The sequence below is a fragment of the Paraburkholderia sp. Ac-20342 genome, from assembly GCF_017104985.1.
Lineage (GTDB): Bacteria > Pseudomonadota > Gammaproteobacteria > Burkholderiales > Burkholderiaceae > Paraburkholderia.
In genome coordinates this window covers 1-26,476 of the sequence record NZ_JAAGPQ010000012.1, presented here as the reverse complement: position 1 = coordinate 26,476, position 26,476 = coordinate 1, and the positions used below count along the sequence as shown (strand labels likewise).

Genomic DNA, 26,476 nt, shown 5'->3' with positions numbered 1-26,476 from the left:
GGAAAATCAGAAACTCGGATTTCGCAGCAGATACGGCACGAGTCCACCCGCATCGAGAATCGCGAGCATGTCTCGCGCGATCGGCGCCGCCTGCAAAGGTTCCGTCATGCCTTCGCATCGCACGATCACCTGCTCGCCCAGTTCGATGGACAGCGCGGCGCCCTCGGCAATGCGGCTCGTGTCGCACTCGATCGGATAAAGCCCGTTGTTCACCGCGTTACGGAAATAGGTGCGAGCGAAACTCTGTGCAAGCACGACCTTGATGCCGGCACCGACGACCGCCGTCACCGCGACTTCCATCGCCGAACCGCAACCGAAGTTCTTGCCCGCGACGACGATGTCGCCCGCACGCACCGACGCCGCGAATTCAGGCGCGATCGTCTCGAACAGATACTGTTTCAGGACCGCGGGATCGAGTGATTCCCGCTTGCGTCGCGAAGAAATGATGTAGTCAGTATTGACGTCGTCGCCGAAGCGCCGCGCCATGCCGTTGATCGAAGTTGTCATCGTGATTGATGTCCGGCAAGGAGCATTCTGGGGCTCGCGATGTGGCCGGCGATCGCGCTTGCCGCACACACCTCGGGCGACGCAAGAAAAATATTCGCGGTCGGATTGCCCATGCGGCCTTTGAAGTTGCGGTTCGCGGTTGAAATCACGTTCGCGCCGTCCTCGGGAATCGCACCGCTCGTGCCACAGCACGCGCCGCAGCCGGGCGTGACGATCACCGCGCCGAGCGCGATCAGTTCGGCCAGTTCGCCGCCCTGCGTCAGCTCCAGCAGCACCTCGCGCGAAGCCGGTGTCACGACCAGTTGCACGCCGCTCGCCGGCTGGCCGAATTCACGGAACACGCCGAGCGCCTGACGAAAGTCTTTCGTGCGCCCGCCGGTGCAGGTGCCGAGAAACACCATCTGCACCGGCGTCGCGTCGAGCGTTTCGACACGCACGTTGCCGGACACCTGATGCGGCACCGCGACAAACGGTTCGAGCGACGCGAGATCGATGTCGAGCGTGCCGGAATAGATTGCGTCCGCGTCAGCGTGCAGCGCGCCCGACAGATCATCCACGCGGCCTTCGAGGTAACGGCGACACGCCTCGTCGTAGGGAAAAATCGCGTTCTTCGCACCGAGTTCGACCGACATATTGGCGACCACGAGACGATCCTCGAAATCGAGGCTCTGCACGCCGTCGCCGGCGAATTCGAGCGTCTCGTAGGTCGCGCCGTCGGTGCCGAGCAATTGCGCGAGATATAGCGCGAGGTCCTTCGGATAGACGCCTTGCGCGAGCCGGCCATGCAATCTCACGCGAATCGATGCGGGAACCTTCAACCAGACCTTGCCGGTTTTCATCACCCCCGCGAGGTCGGACGAACCGATCCCGGTCGCAAAGCAGTTCGCCGCGCCATACGTGACCGAATGGCTATCCGCGCCGACGAGCAGGCGGCCCGGCGCGGCAAAACCCTTTTCGACGACGAGTTGATGGCCGATCCCCTCGCCGACATCGAATAAGGGTATGCCCTGTTCTTTCGCAAAGCGCCGGATGCCGGCCTGCAGCAATGCCGCTTTCGGACTCGGCGCAGGCGCGTAGTGATCCAGCGCGAAAAGCAGCCTGCGAGGCGCGTGCACACGTTCGCCGCCCATCGCGGCGAAGTAGTCCATCGCCATCGGAATCGAGCCGTCGGTGCCCAGCGCGTAATCGACCTCGCAGATCACGACGTCGCCCGCGCTCACGTCGCGGCCCGATTTCGCCGACAGAATCTTTTCCGACAGGTTTTTTCCCGACATAGCTCGATCTCGCCGATAAACTCAGCATCGACCCGACGGTCGACGCGACATGGGCACAGTATCGCAAAGACACCCATCGGGAACACGGAGTAATCGGCATCGCGACCCATGAAAAAAATTCCTGGTTCGGCAAGGCCTGCGGCCATGGCCGCGGCCTCGCCACTTGCCAGAAAACCCCTCGGCAACCGATACTGTGCATCATTGCCGAACCGGCGCGAACGCCGGCCCCACACCCTGTATTCCGACCTCAGTGATCACACTCAAGCAGCTCGAAGCGGTCTACTGGGTGGCTCGCCTTGGAACGTTCGCGGCCGCCGCCGATCGCCTTCATACGACGCAATCGGCCATCTCGAAGCGCGTCAACGAACTCGAGGTTTTTTTCTCGACGCCGCTGTTCGACCGCAGCCACCGCACGCCGCGCCTGACGCCGAAAGGCCGCGATCTGCTCGACACGGCGGAAGAAATGCTGCAGTCGCGTGACCGCCTGCTCGAACGGATGGGCAAGCAGGTCGAAGAAGTGCGGCGTTTGCGCATCGGCATTACCGAGCTGATCGCGCTGACGTTCCTGCCGCGACTCGTGCGCGAGATGCGGCTCGCCTATCCGGCGGTTTCGTTCGAGCCTGAAATCGACGTCAGCACGAAACTGACGTCGCGGCTGCTGGCCGGCGAGATTGATTTCATCATCGCACCGACCGCGATCAGAACAGCGCGCTTCTCATCGATACCGCTGCGCAAACTGCATCTCGCGTGGATGGCGAGTCCGTCGCTCGTCGGCGAAGCACGCACGCTGTCACTCGATGAAATCGCCGCGTGGCCGATCCTGATGCAGGCGGGCACGTCGGGCGTCGATGCGATCTACGAGCGCTGGTTCGAATCTCACAACGTATCGATTCGCCGCGCGTTCGCGGGCAACAGCCTGATCTCGCTGTGTTCGCTGACGATCGCGGGCGTCGGCATCAGCTATCTGCCATCGCTTTATTTCTCGGACTTCGTTCGGCAAGGCGAACTCGCGGTACTGCATTCGACGCCCGAGTTGCCGGCCGTGCGCTACTACGCGGTCTATCGCAATGACGGGCCGCTGCCGCTCTACTCGCATGTGGCGAGCCTCACGCGCGAATTCTGCGACTTTTCGAAGCCGGATTTTCATCCGCCGGTGAATAGCCGGAGCGCTTGAGGCTCCCAACGCAGGCCGCCTATTTTTAAAGTGCTACGATAAATCCCGTGACTCGCCGTATTCCCGCACAACGTGTGGAATCGTTGCGTCGTGCAGCCCGATACTCAAGCAAAGTCAAGCACAGAGGAGACACTCCATGAAATTCTCGAAGCTGCTGCTCATCAACGCGCTGGCTCTCTCGGCCCTCGGCTTTACCGCCGTTGCCGCTCATGCCGAAGACCTGCTCGATAGCGTCAAACAGGCTGGCGTTCTGAAGATCGGTCTCGAAGGCACCTATCCGCCGTTCGACTCGCGCAACAAGGACGGCGAGCTCGAAGGCTTCGACGTCGACGTCGCCAAGGCCGTGGCAGCGAAGCTCGGCGTGAAGCCGGTGTTTATTCCGACCGAATGGAGCGGCATTATCGCGGCGCTGCAAAGCGGCAAGTTCGACGTCATCGTCAACCAGGTCACCATTACGCCGCAACGCAAACAGATTGTCGATTTCAGCCAGCCGTACACGTACTCGGCCGCGCAATTGATCCAGCGCGCCGACGACAAGCGCGAGTTCAAATCGCTCGACGAATTCAAGGGCGACAAGAAGATCGGCGTGACGCTCGGCACGAACTACGACCAGATGGCGCGAGCCGTGCCGGGCATCAACGTGCTGACTTATCCGGGCGCGCCCGAAAAGCTGCGCGATCTCGCCGCCAAACGTATCGACGCGACGATCGACGACCGGCTCATGCTGCCGTACATCATCAAGAACTCGCAGTTACCGCTGCGCACGGGTGCGGTGCTGAAAGGAGCCGATCAGGAGATGGGCATCCCTTTCCGCAAGGACAACCCGAAGTTCGCGAAAGCGCTCGACGATGCGCTAACGCAGATGAAGCAGGACGGTACGCTGAAAAAGATCTCGATGCACTGGTTCGGCACCGACGTGACCCAGCCTGTCGCGCAGTAACTTTCTGAATCTGGTTCGGGTCACGCACCTGCGCCGATCTCTGCCTGACGATCGGCGCAGATACACGGTCTGTTCACTCCCGCCCCTCTCCCGCAGCAGCGCCAGCGACCAACGCTGCCAACGCCCCGACGAACGGCGCGCGACGGTCAGACGCCGGCCATACCGTATCCGCTGACCGCCTGCGTGGTCAGCAACATCCGACTAGCGGCACCCAGGCATCCACGCGCGACTCGCGCTCACTTCGTGCCCGCCGGCGCCTGGACCATCTTCCATCCGTTGCCGGCCGGATCGCGGAAACCGGCATCGACACTGCCGAAGCGATCCGTCGGTTCCTGGGTGAATTCGACGCCGCGCGCTTTCATCTGCTCGTAGCTCGCGCGGCAATCCGCGACGGAAAGAACGAGCGGCGGCATTGCCCCTTTCGCGACCATCGCACGCAGCGTTTGCGCGGTGGCCTCATCGTGAATCGGCGGCCCCGGCGTGAACAGGCCGAGCTGAAACGATGGCTGCTCCGGATGCTGGACAGTGAGCCAGCGGTACGAACCGTTGCGCACGTCCGTGTGAACGCGGAATCCGAGCTTGTCGACGTAGAAAGCGAGCGCTTCGTCCTGATTGTCGACATACAGGCCGACCACATTGATACCCTGATTCATGACACCTCCCTGGTTGAGGGCTCGACTGTATCGTCGGCGTCGCGGCGGCGCTTCTCCAAAACTGCGATCGTGAGATCGGGACGTTGCGCGGCCTTCAGCACACAGGCGGGCACACATTCGAGCCGCGACTGGCTGGCTCTCGCCTCGACGCGCATCTCGCCGGGACTGCGGCCCGTGATGTCGCGAAAGATACGGCCGAAGGTGCCGAGGCTTTCCCAACCGGTCGCGAAAGCGATGTCGGTGATGCCGAGGTCGGTATCGCGCAATAGCGTGACCGCCTGCTCGATACGCCGTGTCAACAGATAGCGATGCGGCGGAACGCCGAAAGCCCGCTTGAACGAGCGCGCGAAATGCGCTTCCGACACGCCGCTGACTTCGGCGAGCCGCCGCACCGGCCACGCCTCGTGCGAAGCGGCGTCCATGCGGTCTTTGGCGCGCAACAGCCGGCGCAACAGCGCCGGGGCTTCGAGCGCGCCGGCGCTGGCCTGTGCCTCGGTGGACGGTGGAAGATCGTGATGGTCTCGACGACGGGGCATGAGTTCGAACGGGCGACGCTGACAGTAAGCGGTAAGTTTAGCTCGTCTCAAGCCGTCCGCTGCCCCTTACCATAAGCAAGCCGGCCGTTCTTCGACAGCAACACCGCAACCGGTCTCGTCATGTCGAACTCGGAGAAAATGATCGTCACGCTGACGGTAATCGGCACCGCCAGAAAAGCGCCCGGCACACCCCACAGCGCCGACCACATCGCCATGCTCGCGAGGATCGCAAACGGACTCAGGTTCAGCGAGTTGCCCGTCATATACGGGTCGAGGATGTTGCCGATCACAAAGTGAATCGCGGTTAGCGAAAGCAACACGATCAGTATCGAGTTCAGATCGCCGAACTGCAGCACCGACATGAGCACCGGAAACACGATCGCGAGTACCGAGCCGATATACGGCACGTAGTTGAGCAGCGCGGTCAGCACAGCCCACAGCCCCGCGAATTCGAGGCCGACGCTGCGCATCGCGAACCAGCAGATCACGCCGAGCAGCACGCCGAGAAACGTCTTCAGCGCGAGATAAGCACCGATGCGCCGGTTGATGTCAGTGACGACGGCCCTGATCCGCGCCGCGTTGGTCGAATTCGCGGTCATGTTCGCGAGCTTTTCGCCGAACGTGCTGCGCTCCACCAGCAGAAAGCTCGCATACAGCACGATCACGAAGAGGTCGATGATGACCGACGACAGCGACGTGAGCATGCCGGTCACGACCGCCTGAATGTTCAGCTGCGTGAGCATGTTCCGCCGCAGCGACTCCCAGGTCGGCTCGCTGTCGAGTTGCAGCAGCACCGAGATCTTGTGGATCATCACGAGAACCGAGTCCTGGTAGCGCGGCGCCAATGCGACGAGCGCATCGTAATTCGCGACGAGCATGTCGACCACGAAGAAGATCGCCGCCGCGATCAGGAACATCGAAAGACCGTAGCGCAACTGCACCGGCAAGCGCGGGCCGATCACCGGAATGCGTTGCAGCAGACGTGTGAAATCGACGACCACATAGACCGCGATTGCGCCGAACACGATAGGAACGAACACCGCGCGGCCGATATACAGCACCCAGCCCACAATCAGCAGCAGCACCACCACGCATACGGACGCCTGCAATCTGTCGGTCATCGGTCAGTGCTCCATTGATCCGCAAATGGTTCGCTTCGGGGTCCACGGTACGATCGGCTCGCATGGCTGTCGAACGGCGGACAGCACCGATATTCGCATATAACGATGACGGACACGGCACGGAGTACACGATGCCGCAACGTCAGCCGTACCCGATACGCCGACGCGCGATCGTCATCGCGAACTCGCCGCCGCGCTGCGGGCGCAAAGGCGTGCGCAAGACGCGCTCGAGGGCAAAAGCCCGGCGAATTACGCCGCAAATTGCGTGGCCGAGCGCGTGGCGACCGTGCGCGGCATCAACGCGGCGGGCCCGTGCGACCGATGCCGCCCGGACGCCGCGAGCCGATCCCCGTGGCAGAACGCGACGCGACATTCGCGACCAGAATCATCGATGCACCGGCAAGCCCACTCGACACATGCTTCAATGCATGGCCCGCGATCATGTGATGCGTCAGCTCCCAGATCTGCCAATCGAGACTTTCGAAAATTTTCGCAATGCCATAGAAAACGATCACGAGCATCCACGCGAACACACCGTTCACCTTGCGCGTGAGCGTCATGCCGACGATCAGCATGAGCCCGCCGAATTGCAGAATCGCATAAGGCCACAGGCTGCTGAAGACGAGCCAGTAGGCAACGGTCGCCGGCGATACGACGACCATGATCAGCATCTGCGTCCAGCCCACGCGCTCTCCGGTGGCCGAGGTCCATAGCATCGCGAGGATGCCGGCGAACACGATCGTCATCGGCAGACGGCCACACAAGCGTCGCATCGGTCGGCGCCATGTGATAGTAGGCCGAACCAAATGCCGTCAGGAGCAGCCCGAACGCGGCGACGACCATGCCGGGGAATTGCGCCGGCTGATTCGACGCATGCCGCTTCACCCAGCCAAGACAAAGAATGCCGGCGAGCAGAATGACGAGATTCGACAATACGTCCGATGCGTTATGCAGTGAGCCAAGCGAACGTTGATCGGCAAAGTGGTGATAGGCGGCGGGCTGCGCGAGCGGCCATATCGTCTGCAACACCGTGCCCACCACGAATAGCATGACGCTGCCAAGCAGCAAGCGGGAAATCTTCACGTTGCTCGACTCCGGAATGGGCGAAACGCTCGATGGACGCTCACGCAAACATTGACGCGCAGCGGCTCGAACGTTACCCGGGTTGCTCCCCGTTCGAATTCGCACGGCCTGCCCGTATCATCGGACAAACCGGTCCGCGCAACAAGACCGTTTTGCCGGCACCGATTGCTCTGCGGCCATAGTATTCTGCTCGTTCCCGGCAAGACGGCATGCGGAACATGCATGCAAGGCGCCGGGTGCGGCAGGCAGTGCTGGCGCGATGTTTTCATGTGTAAAACCAGCGGGTCACGATGATCCAGAGGAATCCCTGAACTCCATGCAACGGCAGAAACATGACCCGTCCTATTCGCGCCGCCCGTCTCGTCACTGGCCGGGCGTCATGCCCACGCTCCTGCTATGTGCGAGTCTGCTCGGCGGCTGTGCGTTGCCGTCGCTCGACAACCGCACGGAATCGAGCGCGTTGACGCCCACGCAAGCTGCCGCAACCGATCTGGGCCGCGCGGTTGCTCCCGAGCTGGCCGCGCATGCTGGCTTCGCAGGCATCTATCCGCTAGAGGATGCACACGTGGCGTTCGCTGCCCGCATGGACCTGATCCGCTCGGCGCAGCGTACGCTCGACATCCAGTACTACATCTGGCGCGACGATCTGACCGGTACGCTGCTGCTCGAACAGATCCACGAGGCCGCGGACCGCGGCGTACGCGTGCGGCTGCTGCTCGACGATCTCGGCATTCCTTCCGCGCTCGACCCGACGCTCGCGGCGCTCGACGCGCATCCGAACATCGAGGTGCGGCTCTTCAATCCGTTCGTCGTGCGCAGCCCGAAATTTCTCGGCTTTCTGACGGACTTTTCGCGCGCGAACCGGCGCATGCACAACAAGTCGCTGACGGCCGACAGCACCGCCACGATTCTCGGCGGCCGCAATATCGGCGACGAGTACTTCGATGCAACCGACGGCGTGGTCTTCGCGGACCTCGACGTGCTAGCCGTCGGGCCGGCCGCGGCCGACGTTTCCCGCGACTTCGACCGCTATTGGGCGAGCGCGTCGGCTTATCCGGTCGAGCGGATTCTGCCGCACGAGAGCGTCGACCAGTTGGCCGAACTCGAACGCAAGGCACACGCCATCGAGCAGCAACCCGCGGCGGCCGCCTACATGGACGCGCTGCGCGGCCCGCACGTCGTGCAGAAGATGCTCGACGACACGCTGCGATTCGACTGGGCGAAAACGCACATGATCAGCGACGACCCCGCGAAAGGTCTCAACAACGCGCCGCCCGAAGCCCTGATTCCCAATCAGATGCGTGAAGTGCTCGGCGAGCCCTCGCGGGAAATCGACCTCGTGTCGCCGTATTTCGTGCCGGCGCGTACCGGCACACAGTATCTGACCGACCTCGCCGCGAAAGGCGTCGAGGTGCGCGTGCTCACGAACGCGCTCGAAGCGACAGATGTGGCCGCCGTTCACTCGGGCTATATGAAGCGGCGCGTCGAATTGCTGAAGAACGACGTCCACCTGTACGAATTGCGGCGCGTGCCGGGCACGCCCAGCAAGAAAGAACCGTCACCGGGGCCATTCGGCAGCTCGGGGTCGAGCCTGCATGCGAAGACTTTCGTGGTCGACTCGCAACGGGTTTTTGTCGGCTCGTTCAATTTCGACCCGCGCTCGGCTTACCTCAACACGGAACTCGGTCTCGTGATCGACAGCCCCGAACTGGCGGCTCAGGTGGACAAGACGTTTCTCGCGCTGCTGCCGAAAGTCGCGTACGTCGTGAAGCTCGACGAAAACGGCAAGCTCTACTGGATCGAACGCAACAGCGACACCGAAATCCGCCATGACGTCGAGCCGAATACGACCTGGTATGGCCGGCTCGGGGTGTGGATGCTATCGGTTCTGCCGATCGAATCGCTGCTATAGCAGCGGCGCAGAGACTCGCGGAAAGACTCAGCGAGATGCACGAGCGCGATGGATCATCATCAATATAGCCAGGCATTTCGCCAAATGCCTGGCCTCTGAATCATCACTGAACCGCTGCATCGCGAGAATCATGACGAACGCTCAGAAGCGCCGCACATCGGGATCACGCAATGGGTCAGGCGTGCGCGCCGTTTCGCGCAAAACACCGCTGGTATCGAACGAGAAATTGAACAGCAGCTGCGTAATGTTGTTTTCGGTGTAACGGTACGACCACACTTCGCGTTGCGAGAGGCGGAAGAACTGCGTTTGCACGGGCCGGCCGAAATTGATCAGCACGTCGTCGCGCGTCCATTTGCCGATTTCCGCGCGATTGAATTCGCGAATCTGCGAGACCTGACGCACGTTCACGATCTTGCCCGATGCGTCGATGTCGGCGGCCACGGTGGTCGAGCCCATCGGCTGCGTCGGCCACATGAGCCGGCGGCCGCCATTCGGCAACTCATAGACTTCGCGCGGCGGCCCCATCCTCGCAATGATCGCGGACTGATCCTGACCGGCCTCGAATTGCTGCCACGGCTGCGCACAGGCCGCCAGCAGCAACGCTGCCATGCACGTCACTGCCGCGCGACGCAAAGTCACGGACGCGCGCGCGGTACGCGTGACAAAGTCGGGAACGTGGGCAAGGCGGCGGATCGACATGGATTTCTCCCGTTACGCTCAGTCATGCAGATCGCGCATGAGAGGCGTGTGATGTGTGTGAAAGTCACGCCACCTGACAGGTCTCGTGCTAGGCCTCATGACGGCCCTCGACGATCGCGCTGGCACGGCGCGAGGCCGGCAACGAACCCCACCATGAATGACAGGAAGAACCCCCGCGCACCCATGGCGGTTATGCAGCAGGCGAGGCTTACTGCACGAGCTTGGCGCGCAGACGCGCGTGCTCTTCAGCCGAAATCGAACCGGACGCCTTGAGCTTGTCGAGCTTTTCCAGTTCGTCCGCCACACTGAAGCCGACGACCTGGCGCAGGTCTTCGCGCACCTGTTTGGCACGCGCCTGATCGCGCTCGGCCATGCCGCGATGTTGCGTGAGCAGATACGCGAAGATGCCGATATACGGCAGGATGATCAGGAAAATCACCCAGAGAACTTTGCCCCATCCCGAAACATCGTGGCGGCGGAACAGGTCGCTCGAGACCGTAATAAGCAGCCAGAACCACAGGATAAACATGAAGATGGAAAAAACGTCGGCCAGGAAATTCGGGAAGGTGAAACCATCATTAAAGAAAAGCATCCTTGTTCTCCAGTCATTCCGGTTGCAATTGAAAGGCTTGACGTATTTCGAGCTAGTGATTACCTGCTATGGATCATGCATATAGTCATGCATAGCAGCATTGAAATTTACCATGAGAGTATCTCGACTGAGCACGCGATTCGATACGCATTGCATGAAAATTGCGTATCGGCCTGAGATGGTCCACATGAATTCACTAAATTCACAAACGCATTATCCATCTCGTCTCCTTGCGTCGCTCGACGTAAGCCGTTAATGCCGACCCTTTTTAATATTTATAGCGTAGATCGACACGATAGCGCGAGGATTTTTTTGAGGTTTCCGATTCATTTTGCATTGAATTCCACTCTCCCCTGAGGTCACGTTCGCCTCATTGCACAAGTGTGTATTCCTGCTCGAACGTTGCGTGGAAACAGTAAAGATATGGCGAGAAATCAGCGCAGGCCACGCATGCGTTAAACACTTACCCGTCGACGTTTGTGCTTGGTCTGGCGGCTGGGATCCGTACCATACGCATCGGCGAATTTCTTCGCCGGCGCTCGAAACCTGAAAGATCGGTTCGGCCCGAGGTGTAGAAGAAGTACTGATAGGTGGCTGCCTGCTGGAGGCACTGCATGAATCGGATTTTGTCCGGGTGGAGTATGGTTTTGCGCCAGTGACGGTTTTCTAAATTATAAATTAACCCAACTAATAATCTGTATCGGAAATCTATTTTTACATTATCAGTACGTGTTCTTTTTGATCCGTGATGCTCACGGAGATTGGTGGCATTGTCTTATGCGCAATGCGATATGTACACTGCGCATTGCGATATGTGCATTGTGCAGTGTACATAGGCGCTCGTAGCGGCCGTTCGTCAGGCTGCGACGGGGACAACATAAGAGACAACACTACTGTCAAGATGGTTTCTCGAGCGTAAAATTGGTCGCCGAAGGCGACATAATAAATAGTGCGAATCCCGTCGACGAATCAGGCAACGTGTTCGGATTTTATCAGTGGGCCAGAGGGTTCGTTGCACCATATTGTACAACGAACCCCCTCAATCCACGCTTAAACCATTGTGCAACGAACCCCCCTCAACACCGACCATTTGAGACTGGCGAAGCTGGCATCCGGACAGTTTCAACTGCATCTCCTCCTCAGGGTTTTGAACCCCATCTCCAGTGTCGTGAGTTAGAAGTTCGTTGAACAATTTGCTGCTTGTAGTGCCGTGTAGTGAATGCCACGGACACGAAGAGGGGGCAATAAGCGGAAAACCTAAGGCAGCCCGTGGGTCAGGATTCCGTGCAAATCAACACCGATCCGTCCTGGCAGACTACCGCGCCCTGAGTTTCAACGATGCTTGCGGAGTGGAGCCGCACTGCCCCGCTCCGCATAAATGTGTAACTGGAAATCTGGAAATAAAGGCCGCCGCCGTCAGCGTAATAACCGGAATCGACCAATTTGGCGGAGCGCAGTGTCGACAGCCGATGAAGTTGCCTAGATTGAGATTCCGCAATTCCCCCCACTTTCACCCCGACCTGATGGGTTGATTCCGTCGGTATGAGGCGAAAGCAGCAACAAGCCCCCAACCTTGCTGTTCCAGGGCTTTGGGGGTCTGATGGAACCGGGCGGATTTTCCCGGACCGCCTACTGGCGGAGACGTCACATCACAACATCGGGTGTCGCCGTCACGGCGGAGTTGCGCTTATACGACAGGCCGTCGTTTTTTTCAAGGCAACCGCAGGCAAGTACATCAATGATGTACATTGCTAATAGACAGAATATAAAAATATGTTTTAAATCAATCAATTAAAACTTAAATTCCAGTCCTCTCCTAGGCGCCATAAAATTAGCACTAGATCATTTGGTCAGTTTATGTATGCAAAAAAGCCCGCTTTTTAGTCGGCCCTGAATAATCTGCCGAAGCCTATGCATCAAGGCTGATGAGCTGAAACGGTGTTGTGGGATTTGCAAGGCACAGGCATATTGGTGCGAGTTTCCTGCAAATTTCGACGAGGTTTGGATGGGTCCGAAGACGCCTGTGACCGAGGGAGATTTCTTCCGCCAACCGCTGCGCGAGCAGATCAACTTGAAGCATCCGCTGGTGCGGTTGACCGATCTGATCGACTGGGATCGGTTGGGCACGGCGATGAGCGCGAGCTTTGTCTCGCAGCGGGGCCGGCCGGCGACCTCGCCGCGCCTGATTGCGGGACTGCTGTACTTGCAGCACGCATTCGACCTGTCGGACGAAGACGTGGTCTGGCAATGGCTCGAGAATCCGTATTGGCAGGTGTTCACCGGCGAGACGTACCTGCAAACGAAGCCACCGATCGATCCGTCGAGTCTGACGCGCTGGCGCAAGCGGCTCGGTGAAGCCGGCGTTGAAGAACTGCTGGCGGAGACGATCGAAGTGGCGAAACGGGCGAACGTCATCAAGAGCGCAAGCCTGAAGCACGTGATTGTCGACACGACGGTGATGGAGAAGGCAATCGCGCATCCGACCGATTCGCGCCTGCTGGAGCGCTGCCGTGAACATCTGGTGAAGGCAGCCGCCCGGCACGGTCTGAAGCTGCGGCAGAACTACAACCGCGAGGCGCCCCGTCTGGAGAGCCAGATTGATCGCTACGCACACGCGAAGCAGTACAAGCGGATGAGGAAGGCGCTGCGGACTTTGCGTTCGCGTGTGGGCCGTGTAATGCGTGACGTCGAACGGCAACTCGATGACGTCGCGCAGCAAAGCCGCGCGGCACTGGAAGACCTGATCGGCCGCACGAAGCGGATTCTGTCGCAGAAGCAAAAGGACAAGAACAAGCTGTACGCGCTGCACTCGCCGGAAGTCGAGTGCCCGGCGAAGGGCAAAGCGCGCAAGCCCTACGAATTCGGTGTCAAGGTGTCGATCACGACGACGCACCGGGAGGGCCTGGTGGTGGGAGCGCGCTCGATGCCGGGCAATCCGTACGACGGGCATACGCTGGCCGAAGCCTTGGAACAGGCGGCGATCCTGAGCGACGTTCAAGCGGAGATCGCCGTCGTCGACCACGGCTATAAGGGCGTTGCCGTCGATGGCGTAAAGGTCTATCACCCGGGTTTGCGACGTGGCATCACGCGCGGCCTGCGCGCGATGATCCGGCGACGCAGCGCGATCGAGCCAGTTATCGGTCATATGAAGGCCGACGGCAAGCTCGATCGGAACTGGTTGAAAGGGACGCTGGGTGATGCGATCCATGCGGTGCGGCGCAGGCCACAACCTGAGGATGATTCTCCGGAAGCTGCGGCTTTTTTACGCGCTGATTCTCGTCGCGTCGCTCGGCTTCAAAACCGTTATGCCGTCGGCAGCCTGACCGCATCCGCGCGCCGAAACGAATTGTTCAAGGCCGACTTTTTAGTGGGCTTTTTTGCATTCCAGGCACCGGCAGATTCACACTTTAAAGGATAAGCCGTCGTTAAATGAGTACGTTTTTGAGTACATTGAAGTTCGAACTCCAAGAACGTACTCACTGTGCACTGATCGATTCTTGCGAGCAATACGTCTGTCATCCCCATAACCGAAATCGGCGCACACCTCGGCGAGCAGGCTCGCTTTCGCCTCGTCGACACACACTGGTGGAATCCCCCGCATCTCGTTCCCCTCACTGAAGTCGTATGCACTCGGTGTTCGGATCCGTCTCGATCGCCATCACCTGGACGTACTTGCCGCCGATCTGCGAAATCAGGTCGGCATACTCGTTCTCCACGCCAATTGCCTTGATCTCGCCTGGCGATACGGCGCTCGCATTTCCGCTGCACATGGCCAGGGCAACCATCGCGATCATGGCCGGCAGGATCCGGCTGCACATTCTCGCGGCAGAGCCCCAGAATGATTCGCATAACGCCAGATCAGCGAACGCAGGACCGATCCGGTGACGGTCATATTGGCAGCCAGCCGTATTGTCCTTTTCATGATCAAACTTTAATGCAACATTGTTGCATTAATATCCGCCGACGGCGTTATACTGTCAGCAAAGATCACGTTACGTCAGCCCACCTTCTCCCATGCCCCGTCGAATCTAGGGTCCGGCGCAGTCCCATCCACGGCAAGGGTGTTTTTGCCCTTGTCGACATTCCACGGGGTACACGCATCATCGAGTACAAGGGTGCGCGGATCACCCACATCACGGCGCTGCGCCAGCATCCCGCGAATCCCGAAAATCCGTTTCACACGTTTTTGTTTGCCCTGAGCGACGGTCGCTACTGCATCGATGCGCGCAACGGTGGCAACGCGGCCCGCTGGATCAATCACCGCTGTGCCCCCAGGAACGCGGCCGTGAGGGTGTCCTGCGTGTGTATCTCCACGCGAAACGCGGAATCCGCACAGGCGAGGAACTGAGCTTCGACTACCGTCTCCAGCTCGATCGCCCGGCCACGGACGAAGACCGCCGCAATTACCTGTGCCGTTGCCGTTCGTGGAATTGCCGGCATACGATGCTGGCGCCGATCGCGTCATGACACTACACGATGAACCAGGCCATGAATTCGGATATACCTGGACAGCAAGGCATGGCTACCGACCTCGAATCATTCAGGACGCTGGTGCGTAACCCGACCCCGCTGCCTGACGATAGCCTTCCCCGCTCCGCCGGCGTGACGATGTATGATTTCGCTATCAGCCCGTATCCCGTTACCTTTATCCATGCCGACCCGCCGCCCTGCCCGTCCGTCCGCGCCGCAACCTGTTACCGACTGGCCTTCCCGGCTGCGGGAGGCGGGACTGCGCTCGACGGCACTCAGCGTTGCCGTGCTCGAATGCCTCGAACGGATCGACCTGCCGCGGTCACACGATGAACTCGCGCGGGATCTGGCCGCCACAACAAACGGAGAAAAGGTAGACCGCGTGACGCTGTACCGGATTCTCGACCGGCTCACCGCAGCCGGGCTGCTCATCCGTCTCCAGGGATCGGACCGCACCTGGCGCCATGCGCTCGCACAGCGCCAGGGCGCGAGCGGCTATTTCGAGTGCGACCAGTGCCACAGTATTTCCGCACTACCCGCGGATCCGGAATTGGCCGGTGTACTGGCGCGCATCGAGCGCAAGCTGAGTCGCCGTGGCGTACACAGCACGAACTCCGCCGTCACCATCCACGGCACCTGCCGGGACTGCTCGAGCCACAGCACGTAACCCACAGGCTGGAACAACCGCCCGCTGCTGAGGCACCGGAACCGGCGCCCCGACGCTCCTCACCGCGCGGCATTGACCGTCACTGCCATCGCGCGCGTCGTCTTTCTCGAAGGCGCGTGAATACCGCGTAGCCACGCATGGTCTGCCCCGTTGTCGCCTTCGTACCAGACCTGCCAGCGCAGACGTTGATCAGCATATTCCCAGTATCCAGCACCGCTGCGGATATCAACCCATTAACGCAACTGTGTTGCATTAATGGGTTGACCTCGCTAACATGAAGCCCTGTTCGAGTACAAGGAGTACCCATGACTGCACCGATCCCGCAGACTTTCGATGCCTGGCAGCACTGCATCGAGCACGAGTGTGGTATCCCGCTGATGCCCGGTTTCATCCGCGAGCGTCTGGCGGTGCTCGGCGATGCAGACCATGCCGAGACGCACCGGTTTGTGCGCCTGTACGGCGAAACGCGCAGGCAGCGTGTGCTGGACTGGTTCTCCCGGGCCCTGGAAAACACATCCGTTCACGCGTGAAACCTGACGCCCGCGCGCCCACCAGACTGCCCTTCTCTGGAAACCCTGCCGCCATGACTTCTCCGTCTGCTTTTGCGCCCCGTACGTCCGTTGCCGAGGTTGAGGAAGGCGACTCGTTCGCACCCAAATTCGGCCCCGACGGCCTGATCCCCTGTGTCGTCAGCGATGCAGGAAGCGCTGATGTCCTGATGGTCGGCTACATGAACCGTGAGGCACTCGCGCGCACGATCGAGACGGGCATTGCCCACTACTGGAGTCGCAGTCGGGAGCTGCTCTGGCGCAAGGGCGCTACGAGTGGCCTCACACAGCGCGTGGTCGAGATGCGCATCGACGATGACCAGGACGCGCTGTGGATTCGCGTCGAGGTGGACGGCAATGGCGCCAGTTGCCATGTTGGCTACCATAGCTGCTTCTACCGGGCAGTCAATCTGCCGAATACGTCACTGCGCTTCACGGAAAGTGCAAAGACCTTCGACCCGATTGCAGTCTACGGCGACGTGTCCAATCCCACACGGCTTTGAGACGGTCGGCATCATGCCGACGTGACGGCCATCTCCTCGCTGAACCGGACCGGCTTTCCCACCGGCTGCGCCAGCACGGCATCGTCGCGCATCACGACGTGACCCCGGATGATCGTGGCCACTGGCCAGCCGGTCACGTGCAGGCCGTCGTACGGCGTCCACCCGCAGACGCTGGCGATCCACCGGTTCGTGATCTCCCTTTGCGCCTTCAGGTCAACCAGCGTCAGGTCGGCGTCATAGCCCACCGCGATCCGTCCCTTCCCCTCAATTCCGAACACTCGCGCCGGACCGGAGCTGGTCAGCTCCACGAGACGCAGCAGTGACAATCGCCCGTGGCTGAGGTGGTCCAGCATGACCGGCAAGAGCGTCTGCACGCCCGTCATGCCGCTGGGCGACTGCGGATACGGCCGCGCTTTTTCCTCCAGCGTATGCGGCGCATGATCGCTGCCGAGCACGTCCACCCTGCCTTCGCGCAGCGCGTGCCACAGTGCTTCCCGGTGCCGGGCGTCGCGAACGGGTGGATTCATCTGCGCGAGCGTGCCCAGCCGCTTGTAGCATTCGGGCGCGCACAGGGTCAGGTGGTGCGGCAGCACCTCGACCGTTACCCGGTTCCGGTACGACGCCAGAAACGCGAGTTCCTCCGCCGTCGAAACATGCAGGACATGCAGCGGCCGTCCCGTTTCGCCGGCCATCGTGACAATCCTGCGCGTCGCATTGAGGGCGCTTTCCACGTCCCGCCAGTGCGGATGATCCCGCACGTCGCCCGATGCCTCCGCGATCCGTCTGCGTGAACGCAGTCCCGCCTCATCCTCCGCATGAACGGCCACGCGCCGCCGGCCGTGCGCGAGAATCCGGCGCAGCACGGCATCGTCGTCCGCCAGCAGATCGCCGAACGAGCTGCCCATGAACACCTTGACGCCCACACATCCCGGCAACCGCTCCAGATGGCCGAGTTCGCCAGCGTTGAGTGCCGAGCCACCCACGTAGAACGCGAAGTCGCACCAGGCACGGCCCGATGCTGCCGCACTCTTCCTTTCGAGGTCAGCTCGATACAACGTCAGCGGGTCGGTGTTCGGCATCTCGAAGACCGCCGTCACGCCGCCCAGCACCGCGCCGCGTGTGCCGGCTTCCAGGTTCTCCTTGTTCTCAAGGCCTGGCTCGCGGAAATGCACCTGGGTATCGATGACGCCCGGCAGCACATGCAGGCCATTCGCGTCGATGATCTGGTCCGCACTCCAGCCATGCGCGTCGAGGCAAACGATGCGGCCGTCCACACAGGCCACGTCCGTCTTTCCACTTCCTTGCGGCGTCACCACCGTGCCGCCTCGAACGAGCAGGTCGGCATGACGCCCGAGCGCGTCCATTGTTCTCGTCAGCATGCTGGCACGCACACCGCGGCACTCGCCAGTTCGTCGACGATGCCGCTTGCCGCTTCGCGGCGCACAGCCTCGGAGAATTCGATCGCACCGGGACTGACCCGTCCCATGCGCGCGTTGTACGCATCGCGCCGGAAGCACTGCGCGTAGCCCGTCGCCGTCTCGTGCACAATGACCGAGTGGACCCTCACGTCCTTCTCGCCGTTACGCATCGGCATCGCGCGCATCACTGCATCGACCAGCACGAAGAACACGCGAGAGAGCTGCTCCGCGCTTGGCGATACGGGCAGCGAGATCCAGCGCTGCGAATGACTGCGGCACATCGCGATGTATTGCGGATCGTCGCTGTTCCAGAACACAAGTGTGTGATCGAACGCGTCGACGATCTCGCGGACCTCACCCTTGAGCAGGCCAAAGTCATAGACCATCTGGCCGTGATCCAGTGCATCGGCCTCCAGGACAATCTCGACCCGGTATGAATGGCCATGGATCGACCACGCGCAACGGTGCGACGACGCATGCCGCACAACATGTGCGCCTTCGAATGAAAAGAGCTTGCGGATAAGCATGGGAATTCCAGTAATGTCAGAGTTCGTTCGCGATGCGGCGGTATCCCTGAACGAGCTTCACGTTGGTCTGGGCGACGTCCTCCGAAAACTCGGATGCGCTCGCCGTCACCTTCGGAATGCCCGACAGGTTGGTGCCCGGACCGATGCGCTGCGTGGACGGCACGTAGAAGCCCGGCGGAAGGCTGCAACCGTCGACCACGGCGTTGTGGCGCACGACACAGCCTTCGCCGACCGTGCAGTTGAACAGCACGCTGTTAAAGCCAATGAATACCCGGTCGCCGACCTCGCACGGGCCATGAACGATCGCGCGGTGAGCAATCGACGTATGACAGCCGATCGTCACCGCGGCGCCGGACTTCGAGTGAATCACGACACCGTCCTGGATATTCGAGTGCGCGCCGATATGGATCGGCTCCATGCCGCCCGTGGCATCTGTCTCGTCCGCGCGGATCACCGCATACGGGCCGATGAACACGTTCTCTTCAACGATCACCCTCCCGCAGAGAATGGCCGTCGGATCGACAAATGCACTTTCGTGGACGACCGGCAGATCACCTCGTGGATTCTTGCGGATCATGCCGGTACTCCTTGACTCCGATACCAGACCGTTCCCTGCAGCGTATCCTCGATCTGAATACCCGCGCGCACCAGTTCGTCGCGCAGCGCATCGGCTTCGGAGAAGGCTCGCCGACGGCGTGCTTCGGTACGGCGGGCTACATGCGATTCCACCCATGCGTCGTCCGGTGCGTGCCGTTCACCGGCGTGCCGGCGCAATGCGTCCATCGCCTGCGCCGGCGCCTGCTGTAGCAGACCGAGCAGTTGCCCGGACGCCAGCAGCCGCGCCTTCGCGCCCTGCTGCGCCGGCCCGTCTGCCGCCTTCTCCAGATCCGCCACCAGTTGATGCAGGCGAACCATCGCGCGCGGCACATTCAGATCGCTCGCCAGCGCCGCTTCCACCTCGCTGTCCGGTTCGACTTCCACGTCCGGTACCTGCGAAGCGGTGGCAAGCGCCGTATAGGCCCGCTGCAGCGTCCTGCGGGCTGCATCGAGCCGCTGGGCACTCCAGTCCAGCGGATGGCGATAGTGAGCCGACAGCAATGCCAGCCGGATTGCCTCCCCTGGCGCCTGTGCCAGCAGATCCCGCACCAGCAGCACGTTGCCCAGCGACTTCGACATCTTCTGCCCGTCGGCGGTGACGAAGCTGTTGTGCATCCACATCCGGCAGTACGGTTCGCCACCGTGGGCACAGACGCCCTGCGCGATCTCGTTCTCGTGGTGTGGAAAGATCAGATCCTGGCCACCGCCGTGAATGTCGACCGTGCGGCCCAGATGACGTCCGATCATCGCCGAACATTCGATGTGCCAGCCCGGCCGCCCACGGCCCCACGGACTGGCCCAGCCGGGCAGATCATCGGTGGAAGGCTTCCAGAGCACGAAGTCGAGCGGATCGCGCTTGAACGGCGCGACCTCGACGCGGGCGCCGGCCATCATCTCCTGCGTGCGGCGCCCTGACAGCCGGCCGTATTCCGGAAAGGACGGCACGTGGAACAGCACGTGCCCCTGCGCGACGTAAGCATGTCCACGTTCGATCAAAGTCTCGACGAGCGCGATGATCTCCGGAATATGTGCGGTCACGCGCGGTTCGATATCCGGCGGGAGAACGCCCAGCGCCTGCATGTCCGCATGGTATGCATCGATGTACTGCGCCGTGACGTTCGCGATCGGTACTCCGTCGCGACGCGCAGCCTCATTGATTTTGTCGTCGACGTCCGTCAGGTTGCGCGCATACAGCACGGACCGGTAACGCCTGCGCAGCAATCGGGCGAGCACGTCGAACACGACCGCCGGCCGGGCATTGCCAATATGCGCATAGTTGTAGACCGTCGGGCCGCACACGTACATTGTGACGGCGTCCGGCACACCGGTTCGCAACGGCTCCCGGCTACGGGTCAGCGTGTTGTACAGCATGATGGTAGGCAGCGTCATCCGGACCGGGCCTCCTGTGCACGGATCGCGCCCACCTCGCTGAACAGCCGGAACGTTTCTTCTACCGTTTCGCGTTCGACGGCGCGCGTGATGAAGACGATCCGCGAGTGCCGGTCCTCGCCCGGCCACGCATCGAGCGGCACAGGCGGATGGAACACGTGCTGCACGCCGTGGATCACAATCGGCCTGTCCTCGCCCTGCACGTTCAGGATCCCCTTGATTCGCAGCATCGAAGGGCCCATCAGCGACAGCAGAACGTCCAGCCAGTCCGTCAGCACCTGCTCGGGAATCGGCTCGTCGACCGTGAAGCAGAACGCCCGGATCTGGTCGTCGTGACGGTTGACGTCGTGTTCGTGCCCGTGCCCGTGATGGTGGTACGTGTGCGCATGACCATCATGATGTGCATCGCGATAACCGTGTTCGTGGCCTTGTGCCTCCGCATGCGAATCGTCATGACCGTGGTCATGATCGTGATGATCTTCTCCATGAAGATGCTCGTCATCGTCCTGACGGTATCTTTCCTCGGCAAGCCAGCGTTCCACGTCCGCGATCTTGCCGTCCGCCGTGAAAAGACCCAGATCCAGTATCCGGCTCACCGCCAGTTCGCCATGGCTGACACGGATGAGCGTCGCGGCCGGATTGATCGAATGCAGACGGCTGGCGAGCCGTTCCAATGCGTCGGCATCCACGAGATCCGTCTTCGTCAACAGCAGTCTGTCGGCCATCGCGGCCTGCTTGACCGCCTCGACATGTTCGTCGAGCGTCGCTTCGCCGTTGCGTACGTCAATCGTCGTCACCAGCCCATCGAGCCGGTAGCGATCCCGCAGGTCGCGGTGTGTCGCCAAGGTATGCACGATGGGCGCTGGATCCGCAAGCCCGGTGGTTTCGATCACCACGCGGCTGAACTGTCGGCGACCCTCGCGCGCGAACCGCCAGTGGATGTCCTTGAGCGTGCGGACCAGATCGCTGCGAATCGTGCAGCACAGGCAGCCGCTGCTCATCTCGACCACGATGTCTTCACGACTGTGCGCGACGAGCAGGTGGTCGAGCCCGATCTCGCCGAACTCGTTGATCAGCACCAGCGCATCCGCCATTTCCGGCTGCTGCACCAGCCGGTTCAGCATCGTCGTCTTGCCGCTGCCGAGAAACCCCGTCAGCAGGGTGACAGGTATCATGTCCATCGCACACTCCCCGTTTCGTTGATCTCGCTGATCCAGCTTCCCAGGATCCGGCAGTTGCACCGTCTTCGCGATGCCCGGCCGGCGCCCGCGTCAGGCCTCGGACTCATGCCGTACCTTCTGCCTCGGGTAGACGGCCGCCCCATGCAGGGAAAGGATCGTCGTACCGGGTCCATGCCTGCGGACCCTCAGCCATTTCCGCATCGGTAAGCAGACAGGCGTCAAGGTGCTGGCGCAATCCTAGCTCGTCCATATCAACGCCGATCAGCACCAAGTCCTGATGTGCGTCGCCGGCAGACAGGTCCTCTGTGTCGTGACATCGACGCGCACCCTCTCGAACTAGCTATCCATGACCTCGCAGAGGACCGTCGCCAGGAGATCCGGATCGATATCAAATATCATCAATATCGCAACATAGTTGCAATATACCAGTTAACGCAACCATGTTGCATTAATTTGGATTGTGGAAAATCCCGAATCCTGACACAGGCAGTCAGGCCGCGCCGTTCAGCGTCCACTTGACAGAGCTGTGAATCTTTCTATCATTCAATAAAACTTTAGAATGATAGAGAATGAAACCTACCGGTAGCCCCTGCGTTTCTGCTCCACCTACCGTCGTCGCCTCACCTGCCCAGCTTGAGGTGGCGGGCACGATGTTTCACGCACTACGCGATCCATCGCGACTGCGGCTGCTCATTCTGCTGTCGCGAGGCGAGCGAAACGTCACGGAACTGGTTGAAGCCGAGCAAGCGAAGCTGGGAAGTATCTCGGCGAGGCTGAAGGTCCTGTATGCCGCGCGTCTCGTGAAGCGGCGGCGGGAAGCGAAACATGTTTTTTACGCCCTGTCCGACGACCACGTTCTGACACTGCTCAACAGCGTGCTGGCACACGCCGCCGAGCAGGGATAGTCCATCAACATCCTGAAGGAAAAGCCATGACAACCTGCAATGAACCGCATCACGCCCATCATGATCACCAGCATGGCCCGGCCTGCGGCCATACGGCTATCCGGCACGGAGACCACGTTGACTATCTCCACGACGGCCATCTCCATCACCCGCATGGCGATCACGTGGACGAACACCGTCTGGAGGTCACCGCAACCAACCCGGATCGCTGCACGCCCGATCACCAATGCAGTGGACACGCGCCGGGACACGTGCACGGTCCTGGTTGCGGACACGAAGCCGTGCCTCACGGCGATCACGTCGACTATCTGGTCGACGATCACCTCCATCATTCTCATGGCAATCATTGCGACGACCACGGGCCGGTCAACGTCGTTCAGTAATCGCACATCCGGCGTTACTGAGGGATGTCTCAACGGCGCCCCGCTAAAAGCGCGACCATTGCGTCCTTCGGCTGACCGAAGGACGTTCCGGCTTCTGACCGCCCTGTAAGAGTTCGTCGCACAAGATCAGATTGCGGCCTATGACGCGCTCCGCAGACACTGCGGACGCTACCGGCAGACCAAGATTGGCGTCCTATTCTGCAGCTGCAATCGCATTCCCTCCAGCGTCTACACGGGCGAAGACAGACGATAGACCGTCGTTGCAGTGCCTCGGAAAAGGGCCGCGCGTTCCTCCGCACTGGCTTGCCTGGTGAGCCGCTTGAACGCATTCCAGCCGTTGCTGTAGGGATAAGAGCCCTTGTCCACCGGGAAATTGCTCTCGAACATACGGCGATTTACGCCAAAAGCTTCGATACAGGTATGCATCCGCGGCTTCCAGGTTTCCGCGAGTTCCAGCGACGACGGTGGACGCTCGCCTTTTTCAAAGTCGAAGCCGTTGATACGCATACCCAACCCGCCCAACTTCACATACACGTTGTGCAATCGAGCCAGTTGCCGCATCGATCTCGCCCAAGTCTCGAATACTTCCTTGCGACGATCGCGATAGCTGGATATTCGCACGATCCCCGCCGCAGTGATTGATGATGACTGGAATATCCGGATGCGCCTTAGCCAGATCGAAACTTCGGGAAGTTGCGGAAAAAAGAGCCATGCATCGTAAGACAGACCGAGCGAGCCCAGTTGCACCACACCTGCCCGATAGTGTGGATCGAGCAGCAGACCGCGCGGCGCGGCGGACAACGGATTCACGAGAGTCGGGTCACGGTCCCAGGCCACCAGATGCCTCACTCCGCGCAAACGCCTGTCGCTTCGTTCAACTTCTTTCTCGATTACGTCCCGAACGCCGCACCGCGTCGAAGATCGACATAACCAACGATACCTTTTGCGACCTGGATTCCTGTGTTTTGCATGTGGGCAGTCGCTTCAGCAACGTACTCGACTTCGCCCACGGGCCAGAACTCCTCGGGACCCGACCGTCGATAGCGCGTGAGCGCCTGCATATAAACCGACGCCGTGATGTTGTGTCCAGACCGCGCATCTTCAAGATATTCGTCGAGCAGGTAAGTCCATCCCTTGCGATCGTAGAAGTGATGGTGCGCGTCGACGATGGGCAGGTCGGGCTCGAGCGCGGCCTCAGCGCCGGATTCGAGCCACGCCTCGCGAACGGGGAGATAGTTGCCGGAGCTGTTCACTGCGAAATCTGTTCGAGACTCAATCCGCGCACACGCGGGCCGAAAACGCCGATCGTAATGAACACGATCAGCATGGAACCCGCGATGAGCGAGAATACGCCCAGCACACCGAGGTGTCGGAGGAAGAACGCAATCAGGAACCCCGACAACATGGCACTGACACGACTGGCCGAATAGACCATGCCGATAGCGCGTGCACGCATGTGAGTGGGAAACAGCTCCGCCTGATAAGGCCTGTATGAAAAAGCCAACGTCATCAACAGCCCCATTGCGACGACGATCACAGGATCGCGTTGCTGGGCAAAGATGATTCCCAAGACCGCCATGCTGGCGGCAGATCCTGCAATCAGCCATTTCCGCTCCACGCGATCGGCGAATAGCATCGCGACAAGCGGGCCCAACGGACTGGCAATCGCAATGATGAAGGAATACATCAGGCTATGAGTCAGCGCCACGCCCTTCTCGGCAAGCAGCGTCGGTACCCAGCTGGCAAATCCATAGTATCCGATCAATTGAAAGAAATTGAAGACGAGCAGCACGATGGTGCGTTTGCGATACCGGGCGTACCACGAGCCGATGGTTCCATCGGACGCAACTGCCTTGACCGGCGGTACGGTGGCAGGAACCGGAGGCAACGGTTCACCGGTTATCTTTTTAATCTTCGCCTCGATCCGTGCGACGATCTTCGCGGCCTCCTCGCCACGACCTTGCTGGATCAGCCAGCGAGGACTTTCCGGCAATCCGAGCCGCACGATCCAGACGAGAATCGCTCCCGCGCAACCGATCCATACCACCCATCGCCAGCCGTCGAATCCGAACGGTGCGATCGGTACCAGTTGCCATGAAAGGAATGCGATAGTGGGAATGGACGTGTACTGGATGGTCTGGAGAAAGGCGAACGCGCGCCCGCGGATGCGCGCCGGGACAAACTCCGACACGTATGCGTCGATCGTGACGAGTTCGGCGCCCACGACGATGCCCGCGATCACGCGCCAGAACACGATCCAGACCGGGTCCGTCTGCAACGACATGATGGCTGCCGCGATGGTGTAACACAGCAGCGCACCCACGAACACCTTGCGGCGCCCCAGTTTATCGGCAATAAACGCGACGCCGATCGTGCAGGGCGCGCACGGCTGGAGCTTCGACCCGCGCGAGGACGCGGGCGAGATCCTCACACGCCGCATCGGCCGCAACGAGCGCGCCGCGATGCTCACCTCGCTCGCCTATGTCGATGCGCAGAAGGAGTATCACGGCATGATGCAACACTACGCGCAACGCTTCATGAGCACGCCCGGCACGCATGACGGACTCTACTGGCCGGCCGGGTCCGGCGAAACCGAAAGCCCGCTCGACCCGCTCGCGGCCACCATGCCGCATGACGCGAAGGTGACGCCGAAGGAGGGTTATCACGGCTACCACTTCCGCATCCTCACGGCGCAGGGCCCGCATGCGGAGGGCGGCGCGCGCAGCTATGCCGGAAACGGACAGCTCAAAGGCGGCTTCGCTCTGATCGCGTAGCCGGCCGACTATGGCAAGACCGGTGTGATGAGCTTCATCGTCAACCAGGACGGCAAGCTGTATCAGAAGAATCTCGGACCGAACGGCGCGCGCATCGCGGCGGCAATCAGGGCGTTCGATCCTGATCCGTCCTGGCAGCCCACCGCACCCTGAGTTTCAACGATGCCCGCGGGGCACAGCCGCACTGCCCCGCATGATCGCCACTCCAACCCCGAACAAAGCGTTAGACCTTGAGCTAAAACTTCGAGTGATCAACGATCATGTTGTCATGCGCGCAGCGATCAAATCGCCTTCTGCATCGGTGATTTATGGTCCGTCAATTGATTCGTCGCTATATGTACATTGCAGACATGAATCGGCGACTACAGTTTTCCCCGAAGCCGCGTGAAGCGGCAGTTGAAACGATCGTCTTATAGCTAACGATCACGCCACGTTCGAACAGCAGCTCTTCGATATCGCGCGGGCTGAGCTGGAACCGGAAATATCTGCGCATCATTTGAGAGATGACGCCCACCGAGAATCGGTGACTGTGATAGCGCGATTTCGTCTTCTCCATTGCGCTATATGTCAGGCGAGTACCCCGCTAACGTGACAACGCCCTTCAGCGTCATCCGGTTAGTCCC

The 26,476-nt window shown here is 60.8% G+C and carries 25 protein-coding genes and 5 pseudogenes; 10 read left to right on the top strand and 20 right to left on the bottom strand.

Annotated features, from left to right (window positions below):
- Positions 1-6 precede the first annotated feature (6 nt).
- On the bottom strand, positions 7-507 hold the full coding sequence (locus G3N58_RS06915) for an alpha-IPM isomerase (protein WP_167048487.1): 501 nt from the start codon (positions 505-507) through the stop codon (positions 7-9).
- Positions 504-1,781, bottom strand: a complete 1,278-nt coding sequence (locus tag G3N58_RS06910; RefSeq protein ID WP_167283391.1) for an aconitase/3-isopropylmalate dehydratase large subunit family protein — start codon at positions 1,779-1,781, stop codon at positions 504-506. The genes G3N58_RS06915 and G3N58_RS06910 overlap by 4 nt, the downstream gene beginning before the upstream one ends.
- Positions 1,782-2,031: 250 nt before the next feature.
- Here G3N58_RS06910 and G3N58_RS06905 point away from each other — a divergent pair, with 250 nt between their 5' ends.
- Complete coding sequence (locus tag G3N58_RS06905) at positions 2,032-2,955, top strand: LysR family transcriptional regulator (RefSeq protein ID WP_167048483.1); 924 nt, start codon at positions 2,032-2,034, stop codon at positions 2,953-2,955.
- 136 nt (positions 2,956-3,091) lie between these two features.
- On the top strand, positions 3,092-3,895 hold the full coding sequence (locus G3N58_RS06900; protein ID WP_167048481.1) for a transporter substrate-binding domain-containing protein: 804 nt from the start codon (positions 3,092-3,094) through the stop codon (positions 3,893-3,895).
- Between the two features lie 236 nt (positions 3,896-4,131).
- On the opposite strand, the gene G3N58_RS06895 is transcribed toward G3N58_RS06900, so the two are convergent.
- The 4 genes from G3N58_RS06895 to G3N58_RS34040 form a co-directional block, all read right to left on the bottom strand.
- Positions 4,132-4,548: a VOC family protein gene (locus tag G3N58_RS06895; protein ID WP_167048479.1), complete on the bottom strand. Its 417-nt coding sequence runs from the start codon at positions 4,546-4,548 to the stop codon at positions 4,132-4,134.
- Complete coding sequence (locus tag G3N58_RS06890) at positions 4,545-5,084, bottom strand: AraC family transcriptional regulator (RefSeq protein ID WP_167048477.1); 540 nt, start codon at positions 5,082-5,084, stop codon at positions 4,545-4,547. The genes G3N58_RS06895 and G3N58_RS06890 overlap by 4 nt, the downstream gene beginning before the upstream one ends.
- Positions 5,085-5,131: 47 nt before the next feature.
- On the bottom strand, positions 5,132-6,205 hold the full coding sequence (locus G3N58_RS06885) for an AI-2E family transporter (RefSeq protein WP_167048475.1): 1,074 nt from the start codon (positions 6,203-6,205) through the stop codon (positions 5,132-5,134).
- A gap of 296 nt (positions 6,206-6,501) precedes the next feature.
- Positions 6,502-6,978 carry a hypothetical protein gene (locus G3N58_RS34040; RefSeq protein WP_241017025.1) on the bottom strand — a complete coding sequence of 159 codons (477 nt, stop codon included), beginning with the start codon at positions 6,976-6,978 and terminating at the stop codon, positions 6,502-6,504.
- A 626-nt stretch (positions 6,979-7,604) separates the two neighbouring features.
- Between G3N58_RS34040 and G3N58_RS06875 the strand changes: the two genes are divergently transcribed.
- A complete protein-coding gene (locus G3N58_RS06875) occupies positions 7,605-9,200 on the top strand; it encodes a phospholipase D family protein (RefSeq protein ID WP_167048471.1) in 1,596 nt (531 codons plus the stop codon).
- A 141-nt stretch (positions 9,201-9,341) separates the two neighbouring features.
- Here the strand turns inward: G3N58_RS06875 and G3N58_RS06870 are convergent, their stop codons facing one another.
- Together G3N58_RS06870 and G3N58_RS06865 are read right to left on the bottom strand one after the other, a co-directional pair.
- Positions 9,342-9,809 carry a hypothetical protein gene (locus G3N58_RS06870; RefSeq protein ID WP_167048639.1) on the bottom strand — a complete coding sequence of 156 codons (468 nt, stop codon included), beginning with the start codon at positions 9,807-9,809 and terminating at the stop codon, positions 9,342-9,344.
- 298 nt (positions 9,810-10,107) lie between these two features.
- A complete protein-coding gene (locus G3N58_RS06865) occupies positions 10,108-10,491 on the bottom strand; it encodes an SHOCT domain-containing protein (protein WP_167048469.1) in 384 nt (127 codons plus the stop codon).
- Between the two features lie 2,005 nt (positions 10,492-12,496).
- Here G3N58_RS06865 and G3N58_RS06860 point away from each other — a divergent pair.
- Positions 12,497-13,814: pseudogene (locus tag G3N58_RS06860) on the top strand (IS5 family transposase).
- Between the two features lie 170 nt (positions 13,815-13,984).
- Positions 13,985-14,077, top strand: a pseudogene (locus tag G3N58_RS34605) (3-hydroxyacyl-CoA dehydrogenase family protein); the annotation flags it as partial.
- 25 nt (positions 14,078-14,102) lie between these two features.
- Here G3N58_RS34605 and G3N58_RS34030 read toward each other — a convergent pair.
- A complete protein-coding gene (locus tag G3N58_RS34030; protein ID WP_240159394.1) occupies positions 14,103-14,285 on the bottom strand; it encodes a hypothetical protein in 183 nt (60 codons plus the stop codon).
- Positions 14,286-14,329: 44 nt separating this feature from the next.
- Here G3N58_RS34030 and G3N58_RS06850 point away from each other — a divergent pair, with 44 nt between their 5' ends.
- The 4 genes from G3N58_RS06850 to hisI all read left to right on the top strand — a co-directional run bounded on the left by G3N58_RS06850 (position 14,330) and on the right by hisI (position 16,679).
- The gene (locus G3N58_RS06850) at positions 14,330-14,839 is read left to right on the top strand and encodes an SET domain-containing protein-lysine N-methyltransferase (protein ID WP_345889867.1); all 510 of its coding nucleotides are present in this window, start codon (positions 14,330-14,332) and stop codon (positions 14,837-14,839) included.
- Between the two features lie 303 nt (positions 14,840-15,142).
- Positions 15,143-15,628 (top strand): transcriptional repressor, encoded by a 486-nt coding sequence (locus tag G3N58_RS06845; protein ID WP_167283388.1) that lies wholly within the window; start codon positions 15,143-15,145, stop codon positions 15,626-15,628.
- 305 nt (positions 15,629-15,933) lie between these two features.
- A complete protein-coding gene (locus G3N58_RS06840; protein ID WP_167050401.1) occupies positions 15,934-16,158 on the top strand; it encodes a hypothetical protein in 225 nt (74 codons plus the stop codon).
- A gap of 53 nt (positions 16,159-16,211) precedes the next feature.
- Positions 16,212-16,679, top strand: coding sequence for a phosphoribosyl-AMP cyclohydrolase (hisI, locus tag G3N58_RS06835; RefSeq protein ID WP_167050400.1), 468 nt, complete (start codon positions 16,212-16,214; stop codon positions 16,677-16,679).
- A gap of 11 nt (positions 16,680-16,690) precedes the next feature.
- Here the strand turns inward: hisI and G3N58_RS06830 are convergent, their stop codons facing one another.
- The 10 genes and pseudogenes from G3N58_RS06830 to G3N58_RS06785 all read right to left on the bottom strand — a co-directional run bounded on the left by G3N58_RS06830 (position 16,691) and on the right by G3N58_RS06785 (position 25,519).
- Positions 16,691-18,043, bottom strand: coding sequence for a dihydroorotase (locus G3N58_RS06830; RefSeq protein ID WP_241017024.1), 1,353 nt, complete (start codon positions 18,041-18,043; stop codon positions 16,691-16,693).
- An 8-nt stretch (positions 18,044-18,051) separates the two neighbouring features.
- On the bottom strand, positions 18,052-18,624 hold the full coding sequence (locus G3N58_RS06825) for a 6-carboxytetrahydropterin synthase (RefSeq protein ID WP_167050398.1): 573 nt from the start codon (positions 18,622-18,624) through the stop codon (positions 18,052-18,054).
- Positions 18,625-18,640: 16 nt separating this feature from the next.
- The gene (locus tag G3N58_RS06820; RefSeq protein WP_167050397.1) at positions 18,641-19,201 is read right to left on the bottom strand and encodes a carbonate dehydratase; all 561 of its coding nucleotides are present in this window, start codon (positions 19,199-19,201) and stop codon (positions 18,641-18,643) included.
- Positions 19,198-20,592, bottom strand: coding sequence for a cysteine--tRNA ligase (gene cysS, locus G3N58_RS06815; RefSeq protein ID WP_241017023.1), 1,395 nt, complete (start codon positions 20,590-20,592; stop codon positions 19,198-19,200). Before cysS ends, G3N58_RS06820 begins: the two co-directional genes overlap by 4 nt.
- A gap of 14 nt (positions 20,593-20,606) precedes the next feature.
- Positions 20,607-21,791 (bottom strand): GTP-binding protein, encoded by a 1,185-nt coding sequence (locus G3N58_RS06810; RefSeq protein WP_167050395.1) that lies wholly within the window; start codon positions 21,789-21,791, stop codon positions 20,607-20,609.
- Positions 21,792-21,894: 103 nt separating this feature from the next.
- Positions 21,895-22,080: pseudogene (locus G3N58_RS06805) on the bottom strand (hypothetical protein); the annotation flags it as partial.
- Positions 22,081-22,623: 543 nt separating this feature from the next.
- Entirely contained in the window at positions 22,624-23,028 is a 405-nt protein-coding gene (locus G3N58_RS06795) for a hypothetical protein (protein ID WP_205193434.1), read from the bottom strand.
- A gap of 279 nt (positions 23,029-23,307) precedes the next feature.
- A complete protein-coding gene (locus G3N58_RS34600; RefSeq protein WP_345889866.1) occupies positions 23,308-23,916 on the bottom strand; it encodes an amidohydrolase family protein in 609 nt (202 codons plus the stop codon).
- A gap of 53 nt (positions 23,917-23,969) precedes the next feature.
- Positions 23,970-24,332, bottom strand: a complete 363-nt coding sequence (locus G3N58_RS34595; protein WP_345889865.1) for a hypothetical protein — start codon at positions 24,330-24,332, stop codon at positions 23,970-23,972.
- A complete protein-coding gene (locus tag G3N58_RS06785; RefSeq protein ID WP_167050394.1) occupies positions 24,329-25,519 on the bottom strand; it encodes an MFS transporter in 1,191 nt (396 codons plus the stop codon). The genes G3N58_RS34595 and G3N58_RS06785 overlap by 4 nt, the downstream gene beginning before the upstream one ends.
- On the opposite strand from G3N58_RS06785, the pseudogene G3N58_RS06780 reads away from it, so the two are divergent.
- Positions 25,446-26,006 (top strand): annotated as a pseudogene (locus tag G3N58_RS06780) (DUF2950 family protein); the annotation flags it as partial. The gene G3N58_RS06785 and the pseudogene G3N58_RS06780 overlap by 74 nt on opposite strands.
- A 250-nt stretch (positions 26,007-26,256) precedes the next feature.
- Here the strand turns inward: G3N58_RS06780 and G3N58_RS06775 are convergent.
- A pseudogene (locus tag G3N58_RS06775) lies at positions 26,257-26,409 on the bottom strand (IS6 family transposase); the annotation flags it as partial.
- Positions 26,410-26,476 lie beyond the last annotated feature (67 nt).

Excerpts from the sequence above, each read along its gene's own strand:
- G3N58_RS06915 (WP_167048487.1), bottom strand. The coding sequence starts at position 507 with ATGACAACTTCGATCAACGGCATGGCGCGGCGCTTCGGCGACGACGTC.
- G3N58_RS06910 (WP_167283391.1), bottom strand. The coding sequence starts at position 1,781 with ATGTCGGGAAAAAACCTGTCGGAAAAGATTCTGTCGGCGAAATCGGGC.
- G3N58_RS06900 (WP_167048481.1), top strand. The coding sequence starts at position 3,092 with ATGAAATTCTCGAAGCTGCTGCTCATCAACGCGCTGGCTCTCTCGGCC.
- G3N58_RS06895 (WP_167048479.1), bottom strand. The coding sequence starts at position 4,548 with ATGAATCAGGGTATCAATGTGGTCGGCCTGTATGTCGACAATCAGGAC.
- G3N58_RS06890 (WP_167048477.1), bottom strand. The coding sequence starts at position 5,084 with ATGCCCCGTCGTCGAGACCATCACGATCTTCCACCGTCCACCGAGGCA.
- G3N58_RS06885 (WP_167048475.1), bottom strand. The coding sequence starts at position 6,205 with ATGACCGACAGATTGCAGGCGTCCGTATGCGTGGTGGTGCTGCTGCTG.
- G3N58_RS34040 (WP_241017025.1), bottom strand. The coding sequence starts at position 6,978 with ATGCGACGCTTGTGTGGCCGTCTGCCGATGACGATCGTGTTCGCCGGC.
- G3N58_RS06875 (WP_167048471.1), top strand. The coding sequence starts at position 7,605 with ATGCAACGGCAGAAACATGACCCGTCCTATTCGCGCCGCCCGTCTCGT.
- G3N58_RS06870 (WP_167048639.1), bottom strand. The coding sequence starts at position 9,809 with ATGGCAGCGTTGCTGCTGGCGGCCTGTGCGCAGCCGTGGCAGCAATTC.
- G3N58_RS06865 (WP_167048469.1), bottom strand. The coding sequence starts at position 10,491 with ATGCTTTTCTTTAATGATGGTTTCACCTTCCCGAATTTCCTGGCCGAC.
- G3N58_RS34030 (WP_240159394.1), bottom strand. The coding sequence starts at position 14,285 with ATGATCGCGATGGTTGCCCTGGCCATGTGCAGCGGAAATGCGAGCGCC.
- G3N58_RS06850 (WP_345889867.1), top strand. The coding sequence starts at position 14,330 with ATGATTCGCATAACGCCAGATCAGCGAACGCAGGACCGATCCGGTGAC.
- G3N58_RS06845 (WP_167283388.1), top strand. The coding sequence starts at position 15,143 with ATGCCGACCCGCCGCCCTGCCCGTCCGTCCGCGCCGCAACCTGTTACC.
- G3N58_RS06840 (WP_167050401.1), top strand. The coding sequence starts at position 15,934 with ATGACTGCACCGATCCCGCAGACTTTCGATGCCTGGCAGCACTGCATC.
- hisI (WP_167050400.1), top strand. The coding sequence starts at position 16,212 with ATGACTTCTCCGTCTGCTTTTGCGCCCCGTACGTCCGTTGCCGAGGTT.
- G3N58_RS06830 (WP_241017024.1), bottom strand. The coding sequence starts at position 18,043 with ATGGACGCGCTCGGGCGTCATGCCGACCTGCTCGTTCGAGGCGGCACG.
- G3N58_RS06825 (WP_167050398.1), bottom strand. The coding sequence starts at position 18,624 with ATGCTTATCCGCAAGCTCTTTTCATTCGAAGGCGCACATGTTGTGCGG.
- G3N58_RS06820 (WP_167050397.1), bottom strand. The coding sequence starts at position 19,201 with ATGATCCGCAAGAATCCACGAGGTGATCTGCCGGTCGTCCACGAAAGT.
- cysS (WP_241017023.1), bottom strand. The coding sequence starts at position 20,592 with ATGCTGTACAACACGCTGACCCGTAGCCGGGAGCCGTTGCGAACCGGT.
- G3N58_RS06810 (WP_167050395.1), bottom strand. The coding sequence starts at position 21,791 with ATGGACATGATACCTGTCACCCTGCTGACGGGGTTTCTCGGCAGCGGC.
- G3N58_RS06795 (WP_205193434.1), bottom strand. The coding sequence starts at position 23,028 with ATGATGGAGGTGATCGTCGACCAGATAGTCGACGTGATCGCCGTGAGG.
- G3N58_RS06785 (WP_167050394.1), bottom strand. The coding sequence starts at position 25,519 with ATGCGGCGTGTGAGGATCTCGCCCGCGTCCTCGCGCGGGTCGAAGCTC.